Below are 16,187 nucleotides of genomic sequence, written 5' to 3'. Positions count from 1 at the left end.
TTGAGCTCAGGCTCAGGCCGTTTTCGTACGTTTAAAAGCAAGCTTCCACAGAGCGAAATTTGTGATGATAAGCACGAGCAAGTAAATGATTGCCCCATAAGAAATATGAGTTGACAGGAAGTAATGTAGACCCGCCAGAGCACCTAATGGGATAAGCAATATAAGAGTTTTCCAGCTCTGAGCATCGCCAACTTCATTATAGGGCTTTGTGAAAGGAATCTTGCTTCCCATGCCGACATAGCAAATGACAGTGTACATGCAGCTTGTTACTAAAACAATTAATAAATCTGGGATAATTCTCGTACCATAAATGAAGCAGAAAATGATGCTTAGAAAAATATACAATGGAATATACAACTTAATCAAAAATGCTTTTAAGCTACCTTTTTTCAAGTTTGTATAATCTTTGATTGGAAAGACTTTATAGATCCAAGCTGCTTTATATTTTCCTGAATGTCCAAGCATAAGTACAGCTGAAGGAATAATTAGCATGCTGAAATAAATATTTAAATAGCCCATGCTAACGGCATAATCAACACCTTCGTACCTTGAAAAAGAAAACATAAAAATAAACGGAATGACAAAAGAAAATCCTAAAGATGGATATACTTTCAGTTTAAACTCTCGCTCCTGTTTCATCATAAGGGAAGCAAAGCGGTAGAAAGTTCTTTCTTCATTAGTTCTACAAATGATTGTTAACAAAAGGGTCTTAAGTCGATTGTTCTTCTCTTTTTTCGATTTGCTTGTGTTTAATAGTTTTTGCAGATTACGTTCAAAGGTTGGAATCAGCTTTAGGTATAGCCATATCGAGATGATTGGCATGACAACAGCAAATATACTGAACACCACTGTAAATAAAGAGTTGTTACCGTTTAGCAGTAGCTCATAAGGAGCGGCAAACCACATAGGGATTAGAAAAATACTCCACCAATGAAACACTACCACCATATCAAAATTAACGAATTCAAAGGATCTAATAAGAACTTGATAGCCAATCATCAACATTAATGATAAGCCGATTTGTACATAATTGATGATGTCTTTCAGCTTTTCTCCATCAAAGAATCTTAAAATAGCAATATATAAAATAGCGGTTAAAACAACAATAAAAATATTAATTAAAACTAGTAAGAGCACAGTTAAAATAAAGAATACTATTCCTTGATTATATAGGCCCACCATAAGGGGAATGGCAGTGAATGCAATAGTTAAATACGTCAAGTAAATGAAAATATGCATAAACTTGGCCGCATTGATCGTTTTAGCAGAGATAGGCTTGGTTGATAAGATACTTCTGTCCCGTACATCTAAAAGTACCGAAGAAAAATCAGAAATCAATGTTGTCATGATGATAAAAATAATCATTGCATAAGCAATACTCATCTGGAAAAGATAGTTTTGGCCAAATGCCATAAAAGGAACTAACATAAGTCCCATTAAAACATAAATCCATAAAGATTTGATGTAGCCATTTTTTTGCTCTTGCTTGTTTTTATTTGATGATTGGTTAAATATTGTCGGTACTTTACGCTCATCCATTGTTAGTTTAATATGGAGGATTTTTCTCATGATCTCGTAATCGATGCCCATTTTTACAAAAACAAATTGAATCTTATCAAGCAGTTGTAAAGTTTTAAAATCTTTCATGATCATACCTCTTGCACAATAGAAACGAATTTCTCACCAATTTCCTGATGATCATGGAAGCCTGTCAATTGGTTGAAAATCTTTTCCAGAGTTCCTTCGGTATTGTCTGCCTGTAGTTGAGCAAATGTCCCATCGGCAGCGATTCTCCCATCATTCAGCAGGATGATACGACTACTGATTTTTTCGACAACATCCATAATATGAGAGGAATAAAATATTGTTTTTCCTTGGGCAGCCAGTTGAATCAAAATCTCTTTAAAAATCATTACACTATTCGCATCTAATCCATTAATCGGTTCATCTAAAAATAACAAATCGGGATTATGTATTAGGCTAGCGATAATTAATAGCTTTTGCCGCATCCCTTTTGAATAAGATGATATCCTTGAATGATACGCTTCACCAACACCAAACAATTCCATTAAGGATTTTGATTTATCCGCAACAACTTCTAATTCAAGGCCATAAAGCTGTCCGATGAAGGTTAAATACTCGTAACCAGTTAAATTATCATAAACATCTGCTATTTCTGGTACATAGCCAATTCGTCGTCTATATTCAATGCTGTCTTTTCCGATATTCTCTCCGAAAAGCTTAATTTCTCCACCGTAATCGCCTTCGATCCCCAAAATGATTTTGACAGTGGTACTTTTGCCTGCACCGTTCGGACCAATATAACCAATTATTTCTCCTCGAGAGACGTGCAAGTCGATTCCTTTTAATATTTCCTTACTACCATAACTCTTCGTCAAATTCGTAATCGTCAAGATTTCTTCCATGTTGCAGCTCCTTTCTGTGTTAATCCTACATTAACAGCAGTGATTTATCTGGTACCGCCTGTAAAAGCCCGATTGGTGAAGACTAATAATCGGTGGAGGATGAAGAAAACCCCTCCGATTAAAGCTTCATTTTATCTTATGTTAAGTGTAATTGATTTAGAGAAAATATCCATTAATATAATATAACATTTAAAAATGTGGAAATATCCCTTTTTGAATTGTGGTCGGTTCATTTCCAGTATTTCCTAACTTTACTTTATAATTAAGGGATAGAATATTTTGTTTTTTGAAAAAAAAAGCGCAAACAGGAGGCGTAAAATGCAAATCAAATCAAATGAACAATTGCTAGTTGTATTAGATAATTTATTACGTGCACCGCAGGGATTTTGGGATGGATTTTATGATCAAACATTTAAAAAGGTACCTTTTTTTGTTAATAAACCTGATGAAAATCTAGTAAGTTATTTTGAAAAAAAGGTCATTCAGCCAAATAGGGTTTTAGAGTTAGGTTGTGGCGCTGGACGAAATGCCATTTACTTAGCAAAACAAGGCTGTTCAGTTGTTGGTGTCGACTTATCGGATCATGCATTGCAATGGGCACAAAAAAGGGTTGATGAAGCAGACGTAAATGTAGATTTCATTTGCGCTAATATTTTTGAACTGAATCTACAAGAAGAGAGCTTTGATTTTATTTATGATTCAGGTTGTTTTCATCATATAGCACCTCATCGTCGTGTGACGTATATTGAATTGATTCATAAATTATTAAAGCCTAATGGTTACTTCGCTTTATGCTCATTTGAGGAACAAGGTGCATATGGTGGTTCAGCCATCTCAGATGAAGAAGTATATATAAAACGTAGCTTAGAAGGTGGATTAGGGTATACCAAAAATCAACTAAAAGAAATATTTCAATCATTAGAAGAAATTGAAATACGGAAAATGATAGCTTTATCTGATGAAGATCCATATTTCGGTCTAGAAGGATTTTTAGTAGGGTTATTTAAAAAGAATCCATGAGGAGGTATGCTTGTGCGAAAATTAAAAGTTCAACTTTCCGAATATAGTCCCCATTAGGAGCAACAATATGCAGTTGAACAAAACGAAATTGGAAAAGCTTTAGGTGAAAGTGCTGTTCGTATTGAGCATATTGGAAGTACATCGATAAAGGGACTAAAAGCGAAACCGATTATTGATATTCTTGTTGGTGTTCGGAGTTTAGATGAAGTGCCGAGTTTCATAGACGCTTTAAGTAAAATTGACTATGAATATGTACCGAAACTACAGTTTAAGGATAGAAGATTTTTTAGAAAGGGATTGTGGGGGCAGGGAACAATCCATTTACATATTTGTAAATATAACGGTAATGAATGGACTGAAAAATTACTTTTCCGTGATTATCTAAGATCAAATCCTCAATCAGCAAATGAATATGCGGTATTAAAAAAACGATTAGCGTCTAAATATCAATTCGATCGATCGACATATACAAAGGAAAAAGAGCCGTTTATCCAAATGATTATTCAAAAAGCTAAGATGTGTGAATAAAAGGCTTTGAGATTAGGTCCTTTCAATTATTCCCGGGAAATAATTATGATTGATTGCTTAAAGAACGAGCTGATAGAAAGGACTTCAAAATGTATTTTTATCCTCAATTATAATTAGCCTATAATAGGTGCAATTCTTCATTTTGAAGGATTGCATTTTTTGCGGGCTAGAGACCATACCACAAGGAAGGGAAAATCCCTATACTGTGGACCTTTTGAGTCGGATACAGTTATGCAAAAATAAAGCAAGGGGGTCAAGGCAGTGTTTAATGATTTTAAGCTTATCGATGATCGTCCGGTTTATATTCAATTAAAAGATTATTTGAAAGAAAAGATTGTGAAGGGACACTTACTGGAGCATCAAAAGCTTCCATCTACCCGTGAACTTAGTAAATTATTATCAATCAGTAGAAATACGGTACTGAATGCATATGCAGATTTAGAGCAAGAGGGCATGATTTATGCAGTGAAAGGAAAAGGGAATTTTGTAGGGAAAGTCGAAACGTTGAAAGCTTCATCTGTCGAATTTAATTGGAAGGAGAGGCTGAATAACGTTACTTTGTTAGCTGATGAATTAGATTTAATGAAGCAAGACATTCACTGGGAAAAAGGGATGATTTCCTTCAATAGTGTTTCTCCCGATGAAAAGCTTTTTGATGTTGAAAATTTTAAAAGGGCTTTTCTGACTCGGATGTCCCTTGAAGGAGATATCGTTTTGAATTACGGGTATGCAAAGGGCTATAAACCTTTAATCGAGTACCTTCTTCACTATATGGAAATGAAGGGTGTAGATATTTCCAATAAAGATATTTTAATTACGAATGGCTTTACCGAGGGATTGGATATTTTATTATCTTCCTTAGCGAAAAAATCCGGACGTGTTATTTGCGAAAATCCTACTCACCATGCGGCATTAAAGCTTTTTCGCTTACACGGATTTGACATACACGGAATCGATATGAAAGATGACGGTATCGATATTGAACAAGTTAAGAAAAGCTTATCGGAAAATGAATTTGATTTCGCCTACTTAATCCCGTCCTATCATAATCCGACCGGTATTGTGACATCCTCTGAAAAAAGAGCTGAAATAATTAGGCTTTTTTCGCAATATCAAATTCCGGTTGTGGAGGATGGCTTTAATGAGGAATTACGTTATTCAGGTTCGCATTTAGCACCGCTAATGACTTTTATCGGTGAGGGCAACAATGTTATTTATATTAGTAGCTTTTCTAAAATTCTTTTTCCAGGCTTACGAGTCGGGTGGATATTAGCTGATAAGGAACTCATCCACTGTCTGGAAAGTATGAAAAGAGCACGAACAATTCATACATCGACATTAGATCAGGCTGTGCTTTATCAATATTTACAGGATGGTTATTTTGAAAAATATTTAAAAAAGGCTAAGTTCGTATATAAGAAAAAATATGAATTAGCCCGTCAAGCCTGCCAGCAGTACATTCCTTTTAAAAGAATGACAGGAGATGGTGGACTTCATCTCTTTATTGAGCTAGAAGTAAGAATAGATGCTCGTACACTATTGAAGAAGTGCTATCAAAGGGGAGTTGTTTTTTATCCTGGAGATGTTTTTTACAGCAATGGCGAAGGTAGCAACACCTTTCGATTAGGATTTTCTCGGCTCAAAGAAGAGGATATTGTGCGTGGTATTAAGATTATTGGTGATACTTTGAAAAATGAAATAGGGAGTTGAACATATGAAAGTTGGCGTTATTATGGGTGGCGTTTCCTCTGAAAAGCAGGTCTCTATCATGACAGGGGAAGAAATGATTGCTCATTTAGATAAGAGTAAATACGGAGTGGTAGCTATTAAACTAAATGAAAATAACACGTCAGAGCTTATTGAAAAGGTGAGAAATATCGATATTGCTTTATTAGCACTACATGGCAAATTTGGAGAGGATGGCACGATTCAAGGTGTACTAGAGGCTATGGGCGTTAAATATACGGGTAGTGGAATACTTTCAAGCAGTATGTGTATGGATAAAAACATTTCGAAAAAAATTCTGCGTTATGAAGGCATTGAAACACCGGATTGGCTCCATCTTTCGAATATCGAGGAGCTTCAGTTCGATGAATTAGACAAAATGGGGTATCCGTTAGTAGTTAAACCTAATTCGGGTGGCTCCAGTGTAGGGGTAAAAATAGTTGATGATAAAAATTCTTTACTCACTTCGGTTGAGGAAGTATTCAAATGGGATGATGAAATCATTATTGAAAAATATATAGAGGGTGAAGAAATAACATGCTCCATTTTAGATGGGGAGCTATTACCGATTATTTCGATTCGCCATACAGCGCAGTTCTTTGACTATAAAGCGAAATATGAGGATGCCGCTACGATAGAGGAAGTTGTAGAACTTCCACCTGCTATACATGAACGTGTTGCTGAAGCCGCAAAAGCCTGCTATAGCGCATTAAAATGTAGTGTTTATGCCAGAATCGATATGATGATCCAGGATGGAATCCCATATGTCATGGAGGTTAACACATTGCCAGGAATGACAAAAAACAGCTTACTCCCAAAAAGTGCACTCTCAGCAGGAATTACTTATTCGCAACTTTTAGATAGGATTATTGAAATTTCCTTACAGGTTGAGGAATAGAGGCTTCATCGCAGAAATTTTAGATGCATTTGTAAAACGTATACTATATATAAGTTGATTGGAGTGGAGGCTGGGCGACTCCTTGGGGATCAGCGATAGAGGAACGAAGGCTAAAACCATCACGTCCTGTGATAACGCCTTCGTGACCAACTTCATGTTGGCCCGATACCCTGCAACGAAGCGAAGTGGCTCATCGGACGCCCGCAGGAAGCTCTGCTCTGTGCGAAAGCGAAGCGTCAGCGGCAAAGCGCCCAGCCGGAACGGAAATCAACCATACGTTATGATGATTGAAAGACTGTTCAATAGAAAAACACCTCTATGTTGATTTTTAAAGGGATAATCCCCGTTTTCAACAAAAGGTGTTTTCTCAGTTTCTTAATTAAGCCTTAGATAATTCAATAAATCCATGTCCAAAAACATCTCGTACATCATGAATAGCAATAAAAGCATCCTTGTCTATTTCTTTAACGATTTTCTTTAGCTTTACAACTTCCTGTTTACTAATAACAATATACAGAATCTCTTTTTGTTCCTTCGTGTAATAGCCATGGCCTGATAGAACTGTCACGCCTCGATTCATAAAACCATTCACATGACTGGCAATCTCTTCTGGCTTTTTCGAAATAATCGTAACTGCCTTTTTCGGATTTACACCTTCAATAACAAACTCCATCACCTTTGTTCCGACATAAAGCATAATGACAGTAAGCATTAATGCTTCTGCCCCGATAATAAAGTAAGATGAAAAAGCAACTATTAAATCAAAAAATAATAAACCGTAACTAATACTCCAGCCTAAATATTTGTTCGTCATTCTAGCTAAGATTGTTGAACCTGCTGTTGTTCCACCAACTCTTATAATTAAGCCTATACCAACTCCAGCAAACACCCCGCCAAAAACAGCATTCACAATAATTTCATTTGAAGAAATCGACCACGATTCTGTTAAATGTAAAAACAGTGAATGGAGGGATACTGCAATAATCGTATAAATAGTCGTTTGCCTACTTAAAAATTTATAGCCAACTACTAATAAAGCCGCGTTTAGTAAAAAGCTTACAATACTTGGCGACCATCCAAACAAATAATAGGCGATGATTGTTAAACCTGTTACACCACCTTCACCTAAATCATTAGGTATAACAAATAAGTTTACAGCCAGTGCAAAAAGCAGCGCCCCGATCGTAATCATTAAAAAATCCATAATGAACTTCTTCATATATACACCACCAAAACAAATTGATTTTTTCCTAAATACATACTATATCAAGTCCCAGACATTTTATATACTTTTTGGAATGTTCGTTTATGATAAATCTATACTTGTTAGTATGTCCTTTATTAGAGAAAAAGTCGAACTGAAAAAATAGTTCATGAAACTGCTATTAATCATAATGTGGAATCACGCTGAAATCAGCTTATAATATATACTATATCCGAAACTTAAAGTTTGAAGTTAAAGTTATTGAAAAAGTAATCTTCAAAAACGAGGGTGTGAAATAATTCGGGAAGGAATATCTTTAAAAAACAAACAATAAGGGGTGTTAGAAGAAGTTATGAATCAATCGTTAGCAATTCGCAATATTAAAATGAGTTTAAGAATATTAAATGTATTATTAATAGCTACTATAGTTATTATATCATCATGTATCTTATTGCTTTTTGGTTTATTTGTTGTAGCTTTAACAGTCTCTGGTGAGAAGATTAGTAAACTAGTTTTAGATTCTAACATTGACATTTCTTTTGAATTTAATGGAATAACTGTTTTTTTAAATAAAGATATAATGAGTAATTTTGTTTATGATAAAAGTGAAACAATCGTATTAATTTTACTCTCGATGATCTTTACGTTGATTGTTATGTCAATTTTTATTTTATTATGGAAGTTTGTTAAATCCGTCATTGTTGGGGATGTATTTACTCTTAGAAATAGTAAAAGAATAGAGCTAGTAGCATATAGTTTATTAATTTTAAGTTTTTTAAGTAATATGGTTCAAGCATACTTAGTTTCAACGGTAGTACATATGTTTTTAAACAATAATGAATTAGACAATATTGAATGGATTCAATCCGTTTCTTTTAGATTTTTTGATATAAATTGGAGCATACTACTATGTAGTTTTATAGTTTGGACAATTGGTAGGATATTTAGATATGGCTCTTTTTTACAAGAAGAGTATGATGCAACAGTATAGGAAGTGAAGAAATTGACGATTATCGTAAGATTGGATCGTGTATTAGCTGATAGAAAAATGCAATTAAGTGAGCTTGCAGAAGCAGTAGATATATCGATTGTCAATTTATCGAATTTAAAAACGGGGAAGGTAAAGGCAATACGTTTTTCCACGTTAAATGCAATTTGTAAAGTATTGAATTGTCAACCAGGGGATATTTTAGAGTATGCTGAGGATGAGGATACCTTTGAGTAAAAAAATTATATTGTTTTTTCTTAAATGACTTCAGTATTTTACTGAGGTCATTTAAGATTTTGTATGTTGTAAAATGCGTATAAGTACATTTCTAGAACAAGTTGCATAGGATGACCTTATAATGTGTGAGGGGATTGAGAAAATGTACTACATTCCTTATTACGGAAACAACATGCCTATGTATAACTATGGAGATCAGCTTGTTTATTGGACACCTCCTTATCAGGTAGGGTATGCGAACAGTGCTGAACCTTCTCGTTTTTCCAATAGTGGAAGTATTGTATTAAAAGATTATGGGCCTCAGCCACTTGTCATCAATCTTAAAGATGCAGCTAAGCAAAACGATACGTATCGTACTACTCTGTGGACGGGAAAGAACTCACAGATTACTTTAATGAGTATTAATGTTGGTGATAATATCGGTTTGGAAATACACCCAAATGTTGATCAAATTTTATATATTGAACAGGGTGAGGGACTTGCTCAAATGGGCCCAAGTAAAAACAATTTAAACTATGAAAGAAAGGTCTACGAAAATTATGCCGTAGTAGTGCCTGCTGGAACATGGCATAACGTCACGAATACAGGGAATGTGCCACTAAAGCTTTATTCAATATACGCTCCTCCTAACCATCCATTTGGTACGGTACATGTTACGAAAGCAGATGCTATGGCCTCGGAAGCAGGCTACGGTCAAGGGAATGAATAATCAATTTTAGATATGAAGCTTTTTCCTTGATAATACAAGCATAACTACAAAAGACAACTCCTACTTAGAGAAGTTGTCTTTTTTGTCGTCGTTTAAATGAAATATATATAGATAATAAGCCATTCAATGTTAAAAGGGTAACCAGTGCTATGGCCAAAAATGCAATATCGGGAGCAAAATATCTAATAGTGTGCCAAGGTGTTCCTGTATTATAGCTTAATAACGGAATGGAGATAATGGCCAAAACTAAAAGCATGAAACCGAATATACCCGACACTCTTCCTTTAGTAGTTTTAACCTTTAATAGAAGATAGATAAACATCACGAAAAGTAAACATACTATAGCCATTGTTATGATTTGAAATGTAGGTTTATATTTAGGTGCGTCAACGGGCTCTTTCCCATTCAAAATATTAATAATCCCTTCTTTTAAGTGAAGAAGTGACTTTTCTTCTAAAATATGACTTTTGTTAGTGAGAATTACCCCGCCCCAATCGGTTTCTGGTAGATAAAATACTTCGGAGCGTGCGTCAGGATTTGAACCAGAATGCCATATCATTTCTTCTTTGGATTCTGGATATGAGATTCGTACACCAAGGCCGTAATATCGATATTTACTAGTTTGAACAAACGGCGATATATAAAGATTCATCGCATTTTTACTTAAAAAATCGTTATGCTCATGGTGACTAAGTAGTTTAATGTACTGCACCATATCTGTTGCACTTGCCGTTATATATCCATAGGGTGTCCCTCCATTATCAAATGTGACTGCGCTTTTGACAGGGTGACCAAGCCATGATTGATAGCCAGATAAGTATCCTTTTTCATAGGCCATGCTACTATTAGCGGCTGCATTTTTCATCCCTAATGGAGAAAAAACTTGTTCCTCCATATATTCAGAAAATGGTTGTTTGGTAACCTCTTCGATGAGAGCTCCAAGAATAGAAAAGTTAGCATTACTATATTGATGTTTTTCTCCAGGAGCAGCAGTCAGCTTCACATTCGATAAACTTTCTACATTTTCCTTTATAGCACTTAAATCTTTAGATTCCTTGTCTGATATAGCTAAGCCAGAATAAGTGCTTATCCCACTTGTTTGCGTAAGTAAATGTTTAATCGTTATTTGAGAAGCGGCTTGTTTGTCTTTCAGGGTAAACCATGGCATATACTTTTGAACTGGATCATCTAATCGAATAATGCCTGCATCAACCAATCTCATGATGGCTAAGCCTGTTAGTGATTTACTAATAGAGCCGACTACAAATGGAGTTTTAGCAGTCACCTTTTCTTCGGATTCTCCTGTTACGCCCCACGATTTAGCATAAAAGATATCATTTTTATGAACAATAGCAATAGATGCCCCTGGAATTTGCTGCTCTTCTAAAAAGTTTTCAACATACTTATCTATAGTACTCTTAACATCTTGTTCTGCGGCATCTGTAGAGGTTTGTGAGACTGGTTGAAATAGATAGAGTGGAATTAATAATAAACAAACTAATATAGCTTTATATATTTGTTTTTTTTTCATTGTTGTTTCACCTATTTCCTCTGAAAATTTTTATTGCAAGTATAGATATTAAAGAGGAAGTGGAAATGCTGATTAAAATTAGTAAGAAATTCCACCAAGCGACATCAGAAATCTGATAAACAATATTATAATCGAATGTTGCAATAGTTTTTTGCGGATTAAAGGAATCTGTCAAAAACATCGATAGTATTAGCTGACAAGCAAGATAGGCAATAATAAAAGTACAAAACCCAATAACTAATGATATTCCAGGTCGACTTTTCCGCATTTGTTTTATTTCCGAATGAAGATCTATACCTTTAATCTCTAAAAAATCCTTAATAAATGTCGTAGTATCTCCCAGATCATGTATACTATCAATTCCATTATCACGAGATTCTTGAATATGCTCTAAAAGCTGTTGTTTTATATTCTTTCTTTCTTTTGAGCTGATACGATACTGTTTTAACTCTTCTAGAACTTCGGTTAAATATTGTTTTTCTGCTAAACTCAATTCCATACTCATTCAAAAAGTTCTCCTTTCAGACCGCTTTGAAGTAGAGATTTTATATCTTGTTGCAACTCTAACCATTCATTGATTTTTCTTTGAAGATAAACTTCTCCTTTTTCATTGATTTCATAATAAACTCTGACTTTCCCGTTTTCTGTCATTTCGCGGTAAGTATCAACCCATTCTTGATCTTTTAGCTTAGTCAAGATGGGATAAATACTTCCTACTCCTTTCAATTTTAAATTGTATTTTTCTAACTCCTTCATAATTTCATAGCCGTAACTTTTTTTCTTTGACAATATAGACAATACACACATTTCTAAATGACCTTTTATTAAACTTGTTCTATCCATAGGATAAATTTAACAAAAATATATACTTCTTTCAAGTATATATTTTTGTTGTGAATACTTTCGAGAGGTAATGATGAAAATTCGAACACCTATACTCCATGATGACCTACACATTAAATCTTATAGAAGAATTGTGAAATTTATGCCAATACCTTTTGCGCATTCTAACAGCACTTGTTAAAGTAGGGTTAGTAGAATCTAGGGTTCAGTAGGGGGTATATAATATTATTTTCTAAGTGAGTATTCCCGGGAAAGCGCCTAGTGGAACGGAATTTAAACCCTACGTATGGTGATAAGCTCATTATTATTCATTGGAGGATAATGTAAATGGAATATAAACTATTAGGAAATGAAATTGAAGATTTAGTGGAACTGTTAACTCAAAACAAGTGGATTTATCATACCGATCAAAATTTAAAAGAGGAATCCGTTCGAAAAGCATATACAGAAGGATACTATCACAGCGATCGCGAAACGCATTGGATAGTTGATAATGAAGAAAAGGTCGGGATTATTATCATTCATGACATAAGTGATACGATCCCGTTATTCGATATCCGTTTAGATACGCGTTATAGAGGAAAAGGATATGGAGTAAAAACCCTCCTTTGGTTACAAGATTACCTGTTTGGAGAAAAAGGTAAGATTCGTATCGAAGGTTATACGCGAGTTGATAATATGGGTATGAGAAAATGTTTTGCGCAAGCTGGTTTTGTAAAAGAGGGCTATTTAAGAAATGCTTGGGAAAATGCAGATGGTACTGTAACAGATAGTATTGTTTATGGTGCAATCAAAGAGGATTGGATTTTAGGTAGAACAACGCCTATTAAAATCGATGACATACCATATTAAAACTATAGGTAGAAAAGGGTGTTGAGGAATGTATACAGAAAATGATCTGTTAAAAGCTTTAAAAAAATCCTGGTCCATTCAATCTAGCTCAAAATGGACTTTAGATAATCCTGCAAAAGGCCAATGCGGAGTCACTGCATTAGTTGTAAACGATATCCTTGGGGGCGAAATTTATAAAACGTGGCTTGATGAAGGCTGGCATTTTTATAATATTCTCGATGGGGACAGAAAGGATTTTACACAAGAACAATTTCCGTACAACCTCGAATATCAGGATGTTCGTTCAAACAGGGAAGAGGCTTTTCAAGATACAAACGTTATCCAATATAGCTATCTAAAATCACTAGTTTATGAGAATTTAAGAAAAAGCTAGGGAGTGAAAGTGTTATTTCGGATGAAAATCCACCTTTGTTTATTTTTGAATTTAAAAGCTACTCACCAAAAGTTGGGGATGACCTATGTGATGTGTTTTAACTGTGCGAAAGCGAAGCGACAGCAACAAATGTTTTAACTGTGCGAAAGCGAAGCGACAGCAACAACAAAGCGCCCAGTCGGAACGGAAATCAACCATTCGTTATAGTGATGAGCCATATTAATTAAAAAGCTAAGCAGAGATGTTGTTAACCCTATAACATCTCTGCTTTTTTTAAATATTAAACAAACATGTTGACGTAAATTAAACCATCGTGTTATTATTATCTCGAATTCAAGATAAATATATTCAAGATAAACGAATTCGAACCTTTTAATCCATGTAGAAAGTAAAGTTTTACTTTTCATCATAAGGAGGTAATCATATTGGGTTTTTTAAATAAATTATTTGCTTCAAAAAAAGAGGAGGAAAAAACAATGGCAGAATTAAATATCGGAATTATTATCGGATCAACACGTGAAGGGCGTGTAAGTCCACAAGTAGCACAATGGGTAAAAGAAATCGCAGATCAACGAGGAGATGCAAACTATACAATTATTGATATCGCAGATTACAAATTACCTTTACTAGGTGAACCAGGGCAAGATGCTTCAGGCGCTCAAGGTTGGTCAGAAATTGTTGCAAAACAAGATGGATTTGTATTTATCGTACAAGAGTACAATCACTCTATTACAGGTGCTCTAAAAAATGCACTAGATTATTTACGTGTAGAATGGAATAACAAAGCTGCAGGTATTGTATCGTATGGTTCTGTAGGTGGTGCACGTGCAGCTGAACATTTGCGTGGTATTATGGGTGAGCTTTTAATTGCAGATGTCCGTGTACATCCAGCATTGTCACTATTTACAGACTTTGAAAATGGTACTGATTTCAAACCAAAAGAAGTGCAAACAGATTCTGTTAACCAAATGTTAGATCAATTAATTCCTTGGTCAAAAGCTTTATATACAATTCGATAATCATGTTTAACTTATTTCAGCGGGTGTCCAAACACCCACTGAAATAGAGGAACTCAGTCTAAGAACGCCAAGTCCTGCGGCATTACCGAAATGACCGACATCGTGTCGGCCCTCATACAGGCCTAAGCACAAAGCCGATTCCGGACGCAATTATGCCAAGGCATAATTGATAGATTGAGGTAGACCGTTATTGGATAAAGTATAGGTGAGAAATACATTTATCATGAAAGGGACTGTTAACATGAAAAAACATACTGCGGGTATTCACCATATCACAGCCATTGTAGGGCATCCACAAGAAAATATTGATTTTTATGCTGGTGTATTAGGCCTACGTTTAGTTAAACAAACGGTAAATTTCGATGACCCAGGCACATATCACCTTTACTTCGGTAACAAAGGTGGTAAACCGGGGACAATTATTACATTCTTCCCATGGGCAGATGCTTATCAAGGCCGCATTGGTGATGGCCAAGTTGGTGTAACTACTTATGTTGTACCAGAGGGGGCACTACCTTTTTGGATTAATCGACTTGCAAAATTCGCTATTCCATTCCAAAAAACTGAACGCTTTGGTGAACAAGTAATACAATTGGATGATCCACACGGACTTCATATTGAATTAGTGGCACGTGCGGAAGGTGAATTGAATGGATGGACATTTGGTGAAGTAACTCCTGATGTTGCGATTAAAGGGTTTGGTGGTGCAACACTTTATTCGAGTCACCCTGAAGAAACAGCAAAGGTCTTAACTGAGGTCATGGGGCTTGAACAAGTAGCAACGAAAGGCGAGTATACTCGTTATAAATCCAGCGCAGATATCGGCAATACGGTAGATTTAAAAGTTGTTCCTGGTATGCGTGGTCAAATGGGAGTCGGAACAGTTCATCATATTGCTTGGAGAGCCCAGGATAATGCGGATCATCTAGAATGGCAAGAGTATGTAATGAATCATGGACAACATGTAACCGAAGTGAAAGATCGTAATTATTTTAATGCGATTTACTTCCGTGAACCTGGTGAGATTTTATTTGAAATTGCGACAGATCCACCTGGATTCGCTCATGATGAGACACCTGAAACAATGGGTAGCCAATTAATGTTACCAGCTCAATACGAACAGCACCGTGAACAATTAGAAAGAACATTAATTCCAATTGAAGTGCGTGTGCTTGATTAAGGAGGATGAGTCGTTTGATTTCGATTGATCCTACAAAAAATACTGAGCGTGAAAACTATAAATTATTAATTGGCAGTATTATTCCGAGACCAATTGCTTTTGTTACGACGAAGTCAGAGCAAGGAGTCATCAATGGCGCACCTTTTAGTTTCTTTAATATTGTGTCATCAAATCCACCGATGATTTCTCTAGCAGTTCAAAGACCACAAGGGCGCTTAAAAGATACCGCTCGACATATTCATCATCAGCAACAATTTGTTGTGCATATTGTAGATGAGGATAATGTTAAGCAGGTGAATGAAACGGCAGCTTCATTACCTGTAACGGAAAGTGAAATTGATAGAGCTCAATTTACATTAACTGATAGTGAGCTTATATCTGTACCAGGTATTCAAGAGGCGAAGGTTCGGATGGAATGTCGTTTAGTACAGACGATTCCTTTGATGAATGGCGACGAACAGACGGGTGATTTGTTCATTGGTCAGGTTGTACAATTTCATATAGATGATACCATTTATAATGAAGGTCGTATTGACCCAAGGAAATTAAAAGCAGCTAGCAGACTAGCTGGCTCGAATTACGCAAAAATTGGAGAAATATTTGCTTTAGAACGTCCTCAATAAAAAAATGCGAAAATGTTGATATAACAACATT

The 16,187-nt window shown here is 35.4% G+C and carries 17 protein-coding genes and 1 pseudogene; 12 read left to right on the top strand and 6 right to left on the bottom strand.

Annotated elements, in window-relative coordinates; all coding sequences use genetic code 11:
• Positions 1-12 precede the first annotated feature (12 nt).
• Positions 13-1,647 carry a hypothetical protein gene (locus ACYQ73_RS24735; protein ID WP_460014881.1) on the bottom strand — a complete coding sequence of 545 codons (1,635 nt, stop codon included), beginning with the start codon at positions 1,645-1,647 and terminating at the stop codon, positions 13-15.
• Positions 1,648-1,649: 2 nt separating this feature from the next.
• Entirely contained in the window at positions 1,650-2,426 is a 777-nt protein-coding gene (locus ACYQ73_RS24730; RefSeq protein ID WP_460014880.1) for an ABC transporter ATP-binding protein, read from the bottom strand.
• 318 nt (positions 2,427-2,744) lie between these two features.
• Between ACYQ73_RS24730 and ACYQ73_RS24725 the strand changes: the two genes are divergently transcribed.
• From ACYQ73_RS24725 to ACYQ73_RS24710, 4 genes and pseudogenes are all read left to right on the top strand, one after another.
• Positions 2,745-3,446, top strand: a complete 702-nt coding sequence (locus tag ACYQ73_RS24725) for a class I SAM-dependent methyltransferase (protein WP_460014879.1) — start codon at positions 2,745-2,747, stop codon at positions 3,444-3,446.
• A gap of 72 nt (positions 3,447-3,518) precedes the next feature.
• Positions 3,519-3,974 (top strand): annotated as a pseudogene (locus ACYQ73_RS24720) (GrpB family protein); the annotation flags it as partial.
• A 261-nt stretch (positions 3,975-4,235) separates the two neighbouring features.
• The gene (gene pdxR / locus ACYQ73_RS24715; RefSeq protein ID WP_460014878.1) at positions 4,236-5,684 is read left to right on the top strand and encodes a MocR-like pyridoxine biosynthesis transcription factor PdxR; all 1,449 of its coding nucleotides are present in this window, start codon (positions 4,236-4,238) and stop codon (positions 5,682-5,684) included.
• 4 nt (positions 5,685-5,688) lie between these two features.
• Positions 5,689-6,597, top strand: a complete 909-nt coding sequence (locus ACYQ73_RS24710) for a D-alanine--D-alanine ligase (RefSeq protein ID WP_460014877.1) — start codon at positions 5,689-5,691, stop codon at positions 6,595-6,597.
• Positions 6,598-6,976: 379 nt separating this feature from the next.
• On the opposite strand, the gene ACYQ73_RS24705 is transcribed toward ACYQ73_RS24710, so the two are convergent.
• Entirely contained in the window at positions 6,977-7,816 is an 840-nt protein-coding gene (locus tag ACYQ73_RS24705; RefSeq protein WP_460014876.1) for a YitT family protein, read from the bottom strand.
• 322 nt (positions 7,817-8,138) lie between these two features.
• Between ACYQ73_RS24705 and ACYQ73_RS24700 the strand changes: the two genes are divergently transcribed.
• The 3 genes from ACYQ73_RS24700 to ACYQ73_RS24690 all read left to right on the top strand — a co-directional run bounded on the left by ACYQ73_RS24700 (position 8,139) and on the right by ACYQ73_RS24690 (position 9,735).
• A complete protein-coding gene (locus tag ACYQ73_RS24700) occupies positions 8,139-8,792 on the top strand; it encodes a DUF2975 domain-containing protein (RefSeq protein WP_460014875.1) in 654 nt (217 codons plus the stop codon).
• 12 nt (positions 8,793-8,804) lie between these two features.
• A complete protein-coding gene (locus tag ACYQ73_RS24695) occupies positions 8,805-9,026 on the top strand; it encodes a helix-turn-helix domain-containing protein (protein WP_370077277.1) in 222 nt (73 codons plus the stop codon).
• A 142-nt stretch (positions 9,027-9,168) separates the two neighbouring features.
• On the top strand, positions 9,169-9,735 hold the full coding sequence (locus ACYQ73_RS24690; protein ID WP_460014874.1) for a cupin domain-containing protein: 567 nt from the start codon (positions 9,169-9,171) through the stop codon (positions 9,733-9,735).
• A 64-nt stretch (positions 9,736-9,799) separates the two neighbouring features.
• Here the strand turns inward: ACYQ73_RS24690 and ACYQ73_RS24685 are convergent, their stop codons facing one another.
• Genes ACYQ73_RS24685 through ACYQ73_RS24675 form a run of 3 tightly spaced genes read right to left on the bottom strand, consistent with a single transcriptional unit; the run spans position 9,800 to position 12,109 of the window.
• A complete protein-coding gene (locus tag ACYQ73_RS24685) occupies positions 9,800-11,266 on the bottom strand; it encodes a serine hydrolase domain-containing protein (protein ID WP_460014873.1) in 1,467 nt (488 codons plus the stop codon).
• A gap of 7 nt (positions 11,267-11,273) precedes the next feature.
• Positions 11,274-11,771, bottom strand: coding sequence for a hypothetical protein (locus ACYQ73_RS24680; protein WP_460014872.1), 498 nt, complete (start codon positions 11,769-11,771; stop codon positions 11,274-11,276).
• Positions 11,768-12,109 carry a PadR family transcriptional regulator gene (locus ACYQ73_RS24675; RefSeq protein WP_460014871.1) on the bottom strand — a complete coding sequence of 114 codons (342 nt, stop codon included), beginning with the start codon at positions 12,107-12,109 and terminating at the stop codon, positions 11,768-11,770. The genes ACYQ73_RS24680 and ACYQ73_RS24675 overlap by 4 nt, the downstream gene beginning before the upstream one ends.
• 327 nt (positions 12,110-12,436) lie before the next feature.
• Between ACYQ73_RS24675 and ACYQ73_RS24670 the strand changes: the two genes are divergently transcribed.
• The 5 genes from ACYQ73_RS24670 to ACYQ73_RS24650 all read left to right on the top strand — a co-directional run bounded on the left by ACYQ73_RS24670 (position 12,437) and on the right by ACYQ73_RS24650 (position 16,156).
• Positions 12,437-12,961: a GNAT family N-acetyltransferase gene (locus tag ACYQ73_RS24670; RefSeq protein WP_460014870.1), complete on the top strand. Its 525-nt coding sequence runs from the start codon at positions 12,437-12,439 to the stop codon at positions 12,959-12,961.
• Positions 12,962-12,989: 28 nt separating this feature from the next.
• Positions 12,990-13,334, top strand: a complete 345-nt coding sequence (locus ACYQ73_RS24665) for a YunG family protein (protein WP_460014869.1) — start codon at positions 12,990-12,992, stop codon at positions 13,332-13,334.
• Between the two features lie 425 nt (positions 13,335-13,759).
• Positions 13,760-14,353 (top strand): NADPH-dependent FMN reductase, encoded by a 594-nt coding sequence (locus tag ACYQ73_RS24660; protein ID WP_460014868.1) that lies wholly within the window; start codon positions 13,760-13,762, stop codon positions 14,351-14,353.
• Positions 14,354-14,594: 241 nt separating this feature from the next.
• Positions 14,595-15,533 carry a ring-cleaving dioxygenase gene (locus ACYQ73_RS24655; protein ID WP_460014867.1) on the top strand — a complete coding sequence of 313 codons (939 nt, stop codon included), beginning with the start codon at positions 14,595-14,597 and terminating at the stop codon, positions 15,531-15,533.
• A 14-nt stretch (positions 15,534-15,547) separates the two neighbouring features.
• Complete coding sequence (locus ACYQ73_RS24650) at positions 15,548-16,156, top strand: flavin reductase family protein (protein ID WP_460014866.1); 609 nt, start codon at positions 15,548-15,550, stop codon at positions 16,154-16,156.
• Positions 16,157-16,187 lie beyond the last annotated feature (31 nt).

Source organism: Lysinibacillus sp. CTST325, assembly GCF_054665055.1.
This window is presented reverse-complemented; position numbering and strand designations above follow the sequence as displayed.

Bases quoted from the DNA above. Each gene is read 5' to 3' on its own strand.
- ACYQ73_RS24675 (WP_460014871.1), bottom strand. From the start codon at position 12,109: ATGGATAGAACAAGTTTAATAAAAGGTCATTTAGAAATGTGTGTATTG.
- ACYQ73_RS24735 (WP_460014881.1), bottom strand. From the start codon at position 1,647: ATGAAAGATTTTAAAACTTTACAACTGCTTGATAAGATTCAATTTGTT.
- ACYQ73_RS24725 (WP_460014879.1), top strand. From the start codon at position 2,745: ATGCAAATCAAATCAAATGAACAATTGCTAGTTGTATTAGATAATTTA.
- ACYQ73_RS24710 (WP_460014877.1), top strand. From the start codon at position 5,689: ATGAAAGTTGGCGTTATTATGGGTGGCGTTTCCTCTGAAAAGCAGGTC.
- ACYQ73_RS24690 (WP_460014874.1), top strand. From the start codon at position 9,169: ATGTACTACATTCCTTATTACGGAAACAACATGCCTATGTATAACTAT.
- ACYQ73_RS24680 (WP_460014872.1), bottom strand. From the start codon at position 11,771: ATGAGTATGGAATTGAGTTTAGCAGAAAAACAATATTTAACCGAAGTT.
- ACYQ73_RS24685 (WP_460014873.1), bottom strand. From the start codon at position 11,266: ATGAAAAAAAAACAAATATATAAAGCTATATTAGTTTGTTTATTATTA.
- ACYQ73_RS24655 (WP_460014867.1), top strand. From the start codon at position 14,595: ATGAAAAAACATACTGCGGGTATTCACCATATCACAGCCATTGTAGGG.
- ACYQ73_RS24730 (WP_460014880.1), bottom strand. From the start codon at position 2,426: ATGGAAGAAATCTTGACGATTACGAATTTGACGAAGAGTTATGGTAGT.
- ACYQ73_RS24705 (WP_460014876.1), bottom strand. From the start codon at position 7,816: ATGAAGAAGTTCATTATGGATTTTTTAATGATTACGATCGGGGCGCTG.
- ACYQ73_RS24670 (WP_460014870.1), top strand. From the start codon at position 12,437: ATGGAATATAAACTATTAGGAAATGAAATTGAAGATTTAGTGGAACTG.
- ACYQ73_RS24665 (WP_460014869.1), top strand. From the start codon at position 12,990: ATGTATACAGAAAATGATCTGTTAAAAGCTTTAAAAAAATCCTGGTCC.